Genomic DNA, 11,565 nt, shown 5'->3' with positions numbered 1-11,565 from the left:
GACGCACACACCCGAACGTCCGGTTCAACAGCTCAGCCTGCTCAGGAGACGGATAGAAGCGGTACTTGTACGCCCGCTTCACCACCCCACCCACGCCTCACAAGTTACCGTCCATGTACGACACTCATCCCAAGGGAAGGGGGCGGCGTTTCCTCCCGGCCCTGAACGGCCGGCTTTCCACGCCGCAATTCCGATGAGTGGGCTGCCTCATGCCCTCGGGTGGCACCCCCGTTGAGGCAGCACCATCGCGCGTCCCGCCGGCTACGGGGCGGTGGCCTCCTTGGCGGCGCGCTCGCCGGATTCGACGGCCCCGTTGAGATAGCCGAAGTACTCGGTCGAGGTGTGCTCGCCGGCGAAGTGGATGTTGCCTTCGCGGGCGGCTTCGATGCCGAAGAAGCGGGTGTACTGGCCCGGCCTGGGGCACGAGTAGGCGCCCTTCGACCAGGGGTTGAGCGGCCAGGCATCCCGGTAGGCCTTGCCGTTGTAGGCGGCGGTAACGCCCGGGTAGATGGTTTCCAGCTGGGTCAGGAAGGACGTGACCTGGGCGGCCGGTGCGGTGCCGAACGGCGCGCCGGTCCACGCCGTCGTCTGGCTGCCGCCAGGGAACTCACACATCACGCCGGTGGTGGTCGGCTGGTTGACCGTGTCGTCCCAGGCGCACTGGAATCCGGTCACGTTGGTGTAGGTGGCGCCGCCGTAGCCCTGCGCCACCCAGGGTCGCCGGGTGAACTGGACGTGAACCTTGGCGTTGCTGCCCAGGTCGAACTCGTTGATGGAGCGCATCTTCACGGTCGAGAACCCGGCTCTGGACAGGTCGCACTCGCGCAGCATGGTGAAGGGCAGGGCGAGGATGACCTTGTCGGAGGTCACGTCCGTGTACGTGTTCCCGGCCTGGAAGGTGCAGGTCACCGAGCCGTTGGCGTTCGCCTTGACCGCCACCAGCTTGCGGTCCAGCGTCACGGTGCCGGCCGGCAGCTGGGCGACCATGGCGGTCAGCAGCTGGTCGTTGCCGCCGATGATGGTGTACTTCTCGTCGCCCCCGGTGAGCGGGTTGAGCGAGTTCTGCGAGTTCCAGGCGAGCAGGTAGATGAGGTTGAGCGCCGACTGCTGGTCTGGGTCCATCCCGTACTCGGCGACGACGTTGCTCTGCATCAGCTTGGCGAAGCGGCTGGACAGACCACCGGGGATGTTGGCGTCGAGCCACTGGTTGACGGTCTGGTTGTCCAGCGCCAGGCCCGCCGCGGTGTAGTTGTTGTAGGTCTGCGGCCACGGCGCGGCCTGCTGAGCCGACCTGAACGCTTGGTAGACCTGGCCCCAGTCGGCGTTCGCCGCGCTGTACGGGTAGTCCGCCCCGTCGATCCAGTACTTGTCCCCGCCGGGTGGCTGGTTGCCGCCGGCCACGTCGCGGAGGCTGAGCCCGAGGCTGTTGGCGAGGTTGCGGATCGTGTTGTGTTCGGTGTTGATGAACGCGCCGCCGTGCTCGACGACGACGCCGTCGTCGAAGAAGTTCCGCAGGCTGAAGCAGCGGCCGCCGATCCGGGAGCTGCCCTCGTAGACGGCGGCCCGGATGCCCTTGACCTTGTAGAGCCAGTGGGCGGCGCGGATGCCGGCCAGGCCCGCGCCCACGATGGTGATAGACGGTGGCGGGGTGGGCGCGGCGGCCGCGGCGGGACGGGGCAGGCCGGCGGCCGAGGCGACGGCGGCGGCCCCGACGGCGGCGGCGCCGAGCAGCGTGCGGCGGGACAGCCCGGCGGCGCGCATCTCGATGACTTCGTCGACCGGGATGCCGGTCCGTTCGGATTCGGCGTGGGCGGCGAGGGTGGCACGCAGGCGGCTGGTGAGTGGTGTTCGACCTCTGGATCTCATGACTGACCTCCGGTCGCGAACGCCTTCGCTGGCGTGCCCGCAATTTAAAGCCGGATTCAGTTAGGCAGTCAAGAACTTCACTGGCCAGTGATGCAGCACCCCATCGAGGCTGATCTCGATTTCAGGACCCGACCCACCACCGGGCGGCCACGAGCTCGGCGACCAGCGTCTCGGTGAGCAGGCGTACGCCGGGCTCGTCGTCGCCGCGGTAGCGGATCGCCGCGGCTGCGCCGGCCACCTCGGCGCCGACGGCGAGCACCGTCGCCTCCCGCTGCCGCAGCCAGTCCAGTGCCGGTGCGTCGTAGCGGGAGCCGGGAAAGAGCAGGGCGCGGTAGTCGAGCGTCTTGGTGAGGTAGACGTCGACGTGGGACCAGTCACCGGTCTCGCACCCGTCGGCGGGACGGCGTGGACCCTCGCGGACCATCAACGCCGACTGCATGGCCGAGGAGAGCCGCTCGACCGGCGCGAGCGTGTAGATGCCGTGCGGGCCGTCGAGGAGTGCGGCGGCCGTCGGCAGCCATTCGTCCCGGCGGGTGAGCAGATCCTCGGTGGCGTCGGCCGCGCGTCGGGCCAGATCCACGACGTCCCTCCGGGCCAGACCCGCGACGTCCTTTTGCGCGGTCAGGCGCGCCACCAGGTCCAGCAGCAGCACCAGGGTGTGCTGGAAGGTCCGGCAGGCCACCCCGCCGGCCTCGACGCCGGCGTGCATCGGGACGACGAGGTCGGCGAGGTTCGCCAGCGGCGAGTCCGGCATGTTGGTCAGGGCGACGAGTGGGCCCGCCCCCTGGTAGCGGCCGGCGGCGTCGAGGGTCTCCTGGCTGGTTCCGGTGGCGGAGATGGCGACCACCACGGTCCGCGGCCCGGGCGGACAGCCGGTGGCGGCCGAGGCGTACTCGGCGACCGCGTCGACGCCCACGGCGCGTAGCCGCAGCGCGGCCATATCCGCCGCGTAGCGGGAACTGCCCATCCCGAGCAGGAGCACCCGCTCGACCCGGTCGGGCAGCCCGTGCCAGGCGTCGCCGTCGGCGAGCGTCGCGGCCAGGCGGCGCAGCGACTCCGGTTTGGCTTCCAGGTCGGCCAGGAACAGGCGCGGGTCCATGATCTCCTCGGTTCTTAGTCGTACCAGCCGCGCAGGACGCCCATCGGGGCGTACCGCCAGCGGGGCAGGAAGCGGGCGGCGTAGCACAGCTCGCGGCACTCCTGCTCGACCTCGAACGGCCGGAGCAGCCGCTCGTCGAACAGGTGCGCCATGCCGTGCTCGCGCAGCGTGCGGAGGTAGGCCGCGAGCAGCTCGTCGACGCCGCGCTGGCACCAGTCGGTCACTGCGGATCGGTGCCGGCCCTCGGTCCGCCGGTTGGCGATCTGCCCGACGTGCAGCAGGCTGGTCCGCAGCTGCGCTACGTCCCGCGCGGTCGGCTCGGTGAGGGTGGCACCGTCGGGGGCGGCGAGGGTCGGATTGCCGTCGAAGTCGGTCACCGCGAGCCCGCCGCGCCATCGCAGCACCTGTCCCACGTGCAGGTCGCCGTGCGGTGGGATGACGTATGCCCGGTCGACCTCGTCGGACCGCCAGATGTCGGCGGCGAGTCGGGGCAGCCGGTCGGTCAGCCACTGGGCATCCTCGTGGTCGGCGGCGGCGACGAGCTGGCGCGCCTGGTCGAGGACGGCGAGGCCGTCGGTCGCCCAGTCCCGGTGGCTGACCGCCACGGGTGCCGGGATGGTGTCGGACGGGGTGGCCAGGGCGCAGTGCAGCTCGGCGGCCAGCACCCCGAGGTCGCCGGCCAGGTCGGCCGGTGGTCCCCCGGCGAGCTGGTCGAGCAGGGCGTCGACGCACCAGTCCCAGCCGTCGGCGGCGTCCGGCAGGAAGCCGGTCACGACTGCCGCCAGTCCCCCGTCCGGCTCGTCCCGGTAGATGGCCGCGTACGGCGTGGGGGTCCGGGTGAAGCCCGCCGCCGCCAGGTGCGCCAGCAGGTCGGGAGCGCGGTCGGGAGAACCATCCGGGCGCATCCACTTGACCACCACGCGCTCGCCCACCACGACCGAGGTGTTGGTCTGGTCGGCGGTGATCGGCCGTTCTCCGAGGGGGCCGCGGGCGAGTGGGACGAAGCGGCGCACCCGCATTCCGGGGACTGCGCCACCGGTGGCGAGGGTCTCGACGAGCGTGGCCGAGGCACCGGGCGACACTCGGGTGTCTGTTGAATCCAAGTTCAGGTTCCGACGTAAAAACTCAGCTACGAAAGGCGGGCTGAGTCTTGCGTACGTTGACGCGCATTGCAACACTCCGGTTCACTGTCTCGACTCCCCGACAGGAGTGGCGAGTGTTGCTGCTGTTCAGAAGTCCCCGGCGTGCCGCCGTCCCGGCCGCCCTCGCCGCGGGCCTCGTGCTCGCCCTGGCGGCGTGCGGTGGTGGCGCCGACAACGCCGGCGCCGCGAGCCCGGAGGCCCTCGACCCGAACGCCGACCTGAGCAAGCAGAAGCTCACGGTCTCCAACTGGGACGGCTACATGCCGGAGGATCTTCCCGAGAAGTTCAAGGCGGCGAAGGGTCCGGCGGTCACGGTCACCAAGCACGCCACCAACGAGGAGATCATGGCGAAGCTGACCGCCGGCGCGGACAGCGGCATTGACGTCGCGTTCGTCTCCGGGCAGTTCGCCCAGGCGCTGGCCGAGCAGGGCCTGCTCGAGCCGATCCACACCGATCTCGTGCCCAACGTCAAGAACCTCTACCCGGAGGCGGGGCAGCTGGCGTACGACAAGGGCAACAAGTTCTCCGTGCCGTACACCTGGGGCACGACGGGGCTGTGCTACCGCACGGACCTGACCGGTTACACCCCGGACAGCTGGGAGGACCTGCTGTCGCCGAAGCCGCAGTTGGCCAAGAAGGTGACCATGATGGCCACCGAGCGGTGGCTCATGCTCCCGGCGCAGAAGACGCTCGGCTTCTCGGCGAACACCACCGATGCGGACCAGTTGGAGCAGGTGAAGCAGCGGCTGCTCACCGCGAAGAAGTCGCTGCTGGCCTACGACGACACGACCTTCGGTGACCGGCTCAAGTCCGGCGAGGCCGCCCTGGTGGAGGCGTGGGACGGCTGGTGCCCCACCGACGACCCGAAGATCAAGTTTGTGGTGCCGAAGGAGGGCAGCGACCTCTGGGTGGACACCATGGTGATCCTGAAGACGTCGAAGAACAAGGAGGCGGCGCACGCCTTCATCAACTACATCCTCGACCCCGAAAACCACTCCTGGGCCGCCGAGAACATCCTCTACAAGGTGCCGAACGCCGCCGCGATGGCCAAGGTCGACGCCAAGCTGCTGGGCACCCACCCGCAGCTGAAGATGGCCCCGGCCGAACTGCTCAAGGGAGAGGTCCCGGTCGACCTGGGCGACGCCGCGCCGGCGTACACCCGGATCGCGACCGAGGTGTCGGCCAGCAAGTGAGCTCTACTCTCGCCCCCCAACGCGCCGCCCGCGCGGACGTCGGTCCGCGCGGGCGGCGCGCCGCCCGTCGGGGGCGGCTCGCCGGGCGACTGGCCACCCTCGGGCCCGGGCTGGGTTACCTGGTGGTCTTCATGCTCGTGCCGCTGGCGCTCGTGCTCAGCTACACGCTGTTCCACCGGGGCCGCTTCGGCGGCATCGTGTACGAGGCGTCGGCGGACAACTTCACCCGGGTCGCCGACGGGCTCTACCTCGGCGTCGTCTGGACCTCGGTGAAGCTGGCCGGGCTCACCACGCTGCTGGCGTTGCTGCTCGGCTACCCGACCGCGTACCTCATCGCCCGGCTCCCCCGCCGCTGGCGCACGGTGGCGCTCGTCCTCGTGGTCCTGCCGTTCTGGACCAACTTCCTCATCCGCACCTACGCGTGGATCATCCTGCTCAACAGCGAGGGCGTGATCAACCGGACGCTGACCGGGGTCGGCGTGATCGACCGGCCGCTGGAGCTGCTCTACACCCCCGGCGCCGTCGTCGGCGGCCTGCTCTACGCCTACCTGCCGCTGATGGTCCTGCCGCTGTACTCGGCGATCGAACGGCTCGACCCCCAACTGCGCGAGGCGTCGGCGAACCTGGGCGCCCGGCCGGCCCGGACGTTCTGGTCGGTGACCCTGCCGCTGACCCTGCCCGGCGTGCTGACCGGCTGCGTCTTCGTGTTCGTGCCCAGCCTCGGCAACTTCGTCATCCCCGAACTGCTCGGCGGCGGTCGGACGGTGATGGTCGGCAACCTCATCCGCGACCAGTTCCTCAAGGCGCGGGACTGGCCGTTCGGCTCGACCCTCGCGCTCATCGTGATCGCGCTGCTCGTGCTGCTGCTCATGGCGCAGGCATGGGCGGCGCGACGGCTGTCGGGGGGCAACCGTGCGTAGGTTCAGCTGGCTCTACGTCCCGGCGGGCCTGACGTACCTCTTCCTCTACCTGCCGATCGTGGTCCTCGTGGTCATGTCGTTCAACGCCGCCGACACCCCGTACCGGTGGGACGGGTTCGACACCGCCTGGTACGGGCGGCTGTTCGCCGACCGGGCGATCCGCGAAGGGCTGATCAACACGCTGGTCGTCGCGGCCGGCGCCACCGCGCTGTCCACGGTGCTCGGTACCCTGCTCGCCGTCGGCCTCGCCCGGCACACGCGGTCGAAGCTGCTCGACGCGATCGCCGTGGCGCCGGCGGTGCTGCCCGACATCGTGCTGGCCATCGGGCTGCTCGCCTTCTACACCGCCGTTCAGTTCACGCTCGGCCTGCACTCGATCCTGCTGGCGCACACGGTGTTCGGCACCGCCTTCGTCGCGGCCGTGGTCCGCACCCGGCTGGCCCACGTCGACGGGTCGCTGGAGGAGGCCTCCCGCGACCTGGGCGCCACGGCGGCGCACACCTTCGTCCGGATCACGCTGCCGTCGCTCGCCCCGGGCATCATCGCCGGTGCGCTGCTGGCCTTCTCGCTGTCCATCGACGAGTTCGTCATCGCCTTCTTCACCGCCGGTCCGCAGGATCCGACGCTGCCCATCGTGATCTATTCGATGGTGCGCTTCGGCGTCACCCCCGAGATCAACGCCCTGGCCACGCTGCTGCTGGCGGTCAGCTTCACGTTCGTCATCGCGGCCCAGCGCCTGTCCCGACTAACGGAGTCCCTGTGAGCGACCATCACGCCGGCGAACCCCTGGTCAGCATCAAGTCCGTCAGTCGGCGCTTCGGCGACGTCCAGGCCCTGGAACAGGTCAGTCTGGAGATCCGCCAGGGCGAGTTCTTCGCCCTGCTGGGCCCGAGCGGCTGCGGCAAGACCACCCTGCTGCGGATCCTCGCCGGCTTCGAGCATCCCGACAGCGGGTCGGTGACCCTTGACGGCAACGACCTGCTCGCCGTGCCCCCGCATCGGCGGCCGGTCAACCTGATGTTCCAGTCCTACGCGCTGTTCCCGCACATGAGCGTGGAAAAGAACATCGCGTACGGGCTGGAGCGGGACCGGGTGCCGAAGCGGGAGATCCGCGAGCGGGTGGACGCCGTACTCGCCACCGTCGGTCTCACCGGCCTGGCCCGGCGCCGGCCCCACCAGCTCTCCGGCGGCCAGCGGCAGCGCGTCGCGCTGGCCCGGGCGATCGTGAAGCGGCCCCGGCTGCTGCTGCTCGACGAGCCCCTGTCCGCGCTGGACAAGAAGGTACGCGCCGAGATGCAGCTGGAGCTCAAGCGGTTGCAGCACGAGGTCGGCATCACCTTCGTGGTCGTCACCCACGACCAGGAGGAGGCGATGTCGCTGGCCGACCGGATCGCCGTGATGAGCGAGGGCCGGGTGCGTCAGGTCGACGCGCCGGTGCCCCTGTACGAGCGGCCCGCCGACCTGTTCGTGGCGGACTTCATCGGGGCCAACAACCTGGTCACCGGGGTCGTCACCACCGAGGGTCTGCGGGTGCCGGACGTCGGGCTGCTGCCCTGCCCCGCCGCCCCGGACGCCGTCGGGGCCACCGCGACGCTGGCGGTGCGTCCCGAGCGGGTGCGGCTGGGCGCCGACGGTGTCCTGGTCGGGGTGGTACGCGATGTGACCTTCTTCGGCGGCACCACGCGGGTGGCGGTGGACGTGACCGGGCTGGATCGGCCGTTGCTGGCCACGGTCGCTGGCGCGGCCGCGGTGGGAGTCGGTGACAAGACCCGGGTGGACTGGTCGGGCAGCGACGCCGTGCTGCTCGACCGGACCTGACCGGCAGGCGCCATGCCGTCCCCGGCCGCGCTACGCGGTGGCCCTGCGGGCGCGCGGGGGCTTGGCCGGCTCCTCGGGTACGTCCAGGGGGTTGCCGGTGACCAGCCGGGCGTACGACAGGATCAGCTCGACCGCCTCGGCGGCGTGCAGGGTCGGGTGCCGGGCCACGATCCGGTAGCCGTAGGCGTCCTCGAGCGCCACCAGGTTGCGGGCGACGGTCAGTGACGGCGCGGCGAGGGTGAACACGCCCTGGGCCGCGCCGAGTTCGAGGATCGTCTGGTACATGGAGACCTGCCGGTCGTAGAGCGTGGTCAGCAGGGCGGCGTAGACCCGGTTACGGCCGGCCGCCCCGCCGAGTTCGCAGAGCAGCCGCACGTCGGCGTCCTCGGCGTCGGTGGGCAGTCCGGAGCGGATGGTCACCACCAGTTTCCGTACCGGGTCGGCGATGTCGGCGATCCGCTTCACCCGCAGCTCGTAGAAGCGCTCCATGCCGGCGTGGTGCGCCTCCAGCAGCAGGTCCCGCAGGTCCGGGTAGTGGTAGAGGACCGCGCCGGAGGTGAGCCCCGCCTGCTCGGCGACCTGGTTGAGCAGCACCGTGTCGGTCCCGTGCTGGAGCATGGCCCGGCGCGCGGCCTCGATGAGGTCCTGGCGGCGCTGGGCGCGGGACTTGCGGGTCTTCATGGGCACCGATCCGAGGTACGACGTCAACACTCTCCCCAACACCATAGTCCCTGCGTATTGACGGCCGACCGAGGACCTTGTTGAATTTCGATTCAACAGTCACCCCCGGGAGAGTCGATGTCTCAGCTGACGGTCCTGTTCATGCCCGAGAGCGCGTACGGCCCCACCAACAACTGCATCGGCATCGGCGACGTGCTGCGCCGACGCGGGCACCGGGTGGTGTTCGCGGCCGAGGCGTCGTGGCGGGGCAAGCTGACCGCGCTCGGCTTCGAGGAGGACCTCGTCGACCTCGCCCCGCCGCCGGAGAACGCCGAGGAACAGGACGCCGGCCAGTTCTGGAAGGACTTCATCCGCGACACCGCGCCCGAGTTCCGCAAGCCGACGATCCAGCAGCTCGACACCTGGGTCAAGCCGGTCTGGGTCGAGCTCATCAACGGCGCGAAGTACTGCCAGCCCCGGCTGCTGGACATCATCGACCGGGTACGGCCGGACATCATCGTCGAGGACAACGTCGTCGCCTTCCCCGCGCTCAACACCGCCGGGGTGCCCTTCGTCCGGATCGTCTCCTGCAACCCGCTGGAGATGAAGGGCCCGGACATCGCCCCGGTCTTCTCCGGATACCCGGCCGCGGACCGGTCGGGCTGGGCGGCGTTCCGAGCCGAGTACGATCGCGTCCACCGTCCCGTGTGGGAGGAGTTCGACGCCTGGGTACGCGAGCAGGGCGCGCCAGGCCTGCCCGACCTCGAGTTCATCCACGAAGGCGACCTCAACCTCTACGTCTACCCGGGCATCGCCGACTACACCGACGCGCGGCCGCTCGGCCCGACCTGGCAGCGGCTCGAGTCGTCGGTCCGCGAGACCGACGAGGAGTTCACCCTGCCGGCGGAACTCGCCGACCGGGACGGGGCGCTGATCTACTTCAGCCTCGGTTCGCTCGGCTCCGCCGACGTCGAGCTGATGCGACGGGTCATCGATTCGCTGGCCAAGACGCCGCACCGCTACATCGTGTCCAAGGGCCCGCTGCACGCCGAGATCGACCTCGCCGAGAACATGTGGGGTGCGGAGTTCGTGCCGCAGACGAAGATCATTCCCATGGCCGACCTGGTCATCACCCACGGCGGCAACAACACCACCACCGAGTCGCTCCACTTCGGCAAACCGATGATCGTGCTGCCGCTGTTCTGGGACCAGTACGACAACGCCCAGCGGGTCGACGAGCTCGGCTTCGGAGTGCGCCTGGACCCCTACCGGTTCACCGACGACCAGCTGCACGATGCCATCGAGCGCCTGCTGGGCGACGAGGACCTGCGCAGCCGGCTCTCGGCGCACGGAACGGCGATCCGGGCCGCCGACGGCCTGCGCCAGGCCGCCGACGCGATCGAACGGCTGGGCGCACGTCGTTGACGAACTGGTACGCACCACCGGCCCGCGCCGCCACCGCGGCGCGGGCAAGGGCCCGGCAGGCGATCGCCGACGCGGCGCCGGCCAGCTTCTGGACCGACCGTCCGGACCGGCCGGCACCGCGGGCGCGGCTGACCGGCGCCCGCACCGCCGACCTGGTGGTGATCGGCGGCGGCTTCACCGGCCTGTGGGCCGCCATCCTGGCCAAACAGGACAACCCCGCCGCCGACGTGATGCTGGTGGAGGCCGAGCGGATCGCCTTCGGCGCCTCCGGGCGCAACGGCGGGTTCGTCGCCGACTCGCTCACCCACGGGCTGTCCCACGGCCGATCACGGTGGCCCACCGAGATGAAGTCGCTGGTCCGTCTCGGCCGGGAGAACCTCGCCGCGATCGCCGAGACCGTGCGGGGGTTCGGCATCGACGCGGGGCTGCGGCTGTGCGGCAAGACCACCGTCGCGGTCGCCCCGCACCAGGTGGCCGAACTCGCCGCCCTGGCCGAGCTGCACCGGGCGTACGGCGACGACGTGACGCTGCTCGACGCCGACCAGGTACGCGCCGACGTGGCCTCCCCCACCTACCTGGCGGGCGTGCGGCTGCGCGGCGCCGGCGGCCTGGTCGACCCGGCCCGGCTGGCCTGGGGGTTGGCGGGCCTCGCCGAGTCACTCGGGGTGACCATCCACGAGGACACCAGGGTCACCGGCTTCGACCGGTCCCGCAGCGGGGTCGTGGTGCGGACGACCGGCGGATCCGTCCCCTGTCGCCAGGTGGTCATCGGGACCAACGCCTACCCCCCGCCGCTGCGGCGACTGCGGCACTGGATCCTGCCGGTCTACGACTACGTCCTCGTCACCGAGCCGCTCAGCGACGCACAGCGGAGCCAGCTGCGGTGGCCCGAGGCGCAGGGCGTCACCGACGCCGGTAACCAGTTCCACTACTACCGCCTCACCGACGACAACCGGATCCTGTTCGGCGGCTACGACGCCATCTACCGGTTCGGCAACCGGGTGGACCCGGCCCTCGACCAGCGCGACGCCACCCACCTGCTGCTCGCCGAGCACTTCGCGCAGACCTTCCCCCAGCTCGACGGGATCCGGTTCACCCACCGCTGGGGCGGGGTGATCGACTCCACCACCCGATTCACCCCGATCTTCGGCACCACCCGCGACCGGCGGATCGCCTACGCCGTCGGCTACACCGGACTCGGCGTGGCCGCGTCCCGCTTCGGCGCGCAGGTGGCGCTGGATCTGCTGGCCGGGCGGGAGACCGACCGGACCCGGCTCCAGATGGTCCGGCGCCGGCCGGTGCCGTTCCCGCCGGAGCCGCTGCGATACCCGGTGGTGGAGGTGACCCGCCGGGCGCTCGCCGCGGCGGACGCGCACGACGGGCGCCGGGGGCCGTGGCTGCGGCTCCTGGACCGCTTCGGTGTCGGTTTCAACAGCTGAGGA

General features: G+C 70.8%; 11 protein-coding genes. 6 read left to right on the top strand and 5 right to left on the bottom strand.

The genetic code is table 11. The annotated features are described in order from the left end of the window. From FXF52_RS44155 to FXF52_RS24320, 4 genes are all read right to left on the bottom strand, one after another. The coding region (locus tag FXF52_RS44155; RefSeq protein WP_370518020.1) for a helix-turn-helix domain-containing protein at positions 1 to 82 on the bottom strand (82 nt) is incomplete at its 3' end. 179 nt (positions 83 to 261) lie between these two features. After that, positions 262 to 1,866 carry an NAD(P)/FAD-dependent oxidoreductase gene (locus tag FXF52_RS24330; protein ID WP_148800449.1) on the bottom strand — a complete coding sequence of 535 codons (1,605 nt, stop codon included), beginning with the start codon at positions 1,864 to 1,866 and terminating at the stop codon, positions 262 to 264. A 121-nt stretch (positions 1,867 to 1,987) separates the two neighbouring features. Further along, complete coding sequence (locus FXF52_RS24325; RefSeq protein WP_148800463.1) at positions 1,988 to 2,965, bottom strand: SIS domain-containing protein; 978 nt, start codon at positions 2,963 to 2,965, stop codon at positions 1,988 to 1,990. 14 nt (positions 2,966 to 2,979) lie between these two features. Beyond that, positions 2,980 to 4,047: an aminoglycoside phosphotransferase gene (locus FXF52_RS24320; protein WP_187413668.1), complete on the bottom strand. Its 1,068-nt coding sequence runs from the start codon at positions 4,045 to 4,047 to the stop codon at positions 2,980 to 2,982. Positions 4,048 to 4,181: 134 nt separating this feature from the next. Here FXF52_RS24320 and FXF52_RS24315 point away from each other — a divergent pair, with 134 nt between their 5' ends. Genes FXF52_RS24315 through FXF52_RS24300 form a run of 4 tightly spaced genes read left to right on the top strand, consistent with a single transcriptional unit; the run spans position 4,182 to position 8,038 of the window. Next, positions 4,182 to 5,300 carry a spermidine/putrescine ABC transporter substrate-binding protein gene (locus FXF52_RS24315; protein ID WP_222870641.1) on the top strand — a complete coding sequence of 373 codons (1,119 nt, stop codon included), beginning with the start codon at positions 4,182 to 4,184 and terminating at the stop codon, positions 5,298 to 5,300. After that, on the top strand, positions 5,297 to 6,220 hold the full coding sequence (locus FXF52_RS24310) for an ABC transporter permease (RefSeq protein ID WP_222870640.1): 924 nt from the start codon (positions 5,297 to 5,299) through the stop codon (positions 6,218 to 6,220). Before FXF52_RS24315 ends, FXF52_RS24310 begins: the two co-directional genes overlap by 4 nt. Beyond that, positions 6,213 to 6,983 (top strand): ABC transporter permease, encoded by a 771-nt coding sequence (locus tag FXF52_RS24305; protein ID WP_148800445.1) that lies wholly within the window; start codon positions 6,213 to 6,215, stop codon positions 6,981 to 6,983. Before FXF52_RS24310 ends, FXF52_RS24305 begins: the two co-directional genes overlap by 8 nt. After that, complete coding sequence (locus tag FXF52_RS24300) at positions 6,980 to 8,038, top strand: ABC transporter ATP-binding protein (protein WP_222870639.1); 1,059 nt, start codon at positions 6,980 to 6,982, stop codon at positions 8,036 to 8,038. Before FXF52_RS24305 ends, FXF52_RS24300 begins: the two co-directional genes overlap by 4 nt. 30 nt (positions 8,039 to 8,068) lie before the next feature. Here the strand turns inward: FXF52_RS24300 and FXF52_RS24295 are convergent, their stop codons facing one another. Continuing rightward, on the bottom strand, positions 8,069 to 8,719 hold the full coding sequence (locus tag FXF52_RS24295; RefSeq protein ID WP_148800443.1) for a TetR/AcrR family transcriptional regulator: 651 nt from the start codon (positions 8,717 to 8,719) through the stop codon (positions 8,069 to 8,071). A 117-nt stretch (positions 8,720 to 8,836) separates the two neighbouring features. Here FXF52_RS24295 and FXF52_RS24290 point away from each other — a divergent pair, with 117 nt between their 5' ends. Together FXF52_RS24290 and FXF52_RS24285 are read left to right on the top strand one after the other, a co-directional pair. Continuing rightward, complete coding sequence (locus FXF52_RS24290) at positions 8,837 to 10,123, top strand: glycosyltransferase (RefSeq protein ID WP_148800441.1); 1,287 nt, start codon at positions 8,837 to 8,839, stop codon at positions 10,121 to 10,123. Further along, positions 10,120 to 11,562, top strand: a complete 1,443-nt coding sequence (locus tag FXF52_RS24285; protein ID WP_148800439.1) for an FAD-binding oxidoreductase — start codon at positions 10,120 to 10,122, stop codon at positions 11,560 to 11,562. Before FXF52_RS24290 ends, FXF52_RS24285 begins: the two co-directional genes overlap by 4 nt. Positions 11,563 to 11,565 lie beyond the last annotated feature (3 nt).

Origin of the sequence: Micromonospora sp. MP36 (assembly GCF_008119785.1) — a bacterium.
Taxonomy (GTDB): Bacteria; Actinomycetota; Actinomycetes; order Mycobacteriales; family Micromonosporaceae; genus Micromonospora.
This window is presented reverse-complemented; position numbering and strand designations above follow the sequence as displayed.

What these genes read in the sequence shown, in the direction of transcription:
- FXF52_RS24290 (WP_148800441.1), top strand. Translation starts at nt 8,837, where the DNA reads ATGTCTCAGCTGACGGTCCTGTTCATGCCCGAGAGCGCGTACGGCCCC.
- FXF52_RS24330 (WP_148800449.1), bottom strand. Translation starts at nt 1,866, where the DNA reads ATGAGATCCAGAGGTCGAACACCACTCACCAGCCGCCTGCGTGCCACC.
- FXF52_RS24295 (WP_148800443.1), bottom strand. Translation starts at nt 8,719, where the DNA reads ATGAAGACCCGCAAGTCCCGCGCCCAGCGCCGCCAGGACCTCATCGAG.
- FXF52_RS24325 (WP_148800463.1), bottom strand. Translation starts at nt 2,965, where the DNA reads ATGGACCCGCGCCTGTTCCTGGCCGACCTGGAAGCCAAACCGGAGTCG.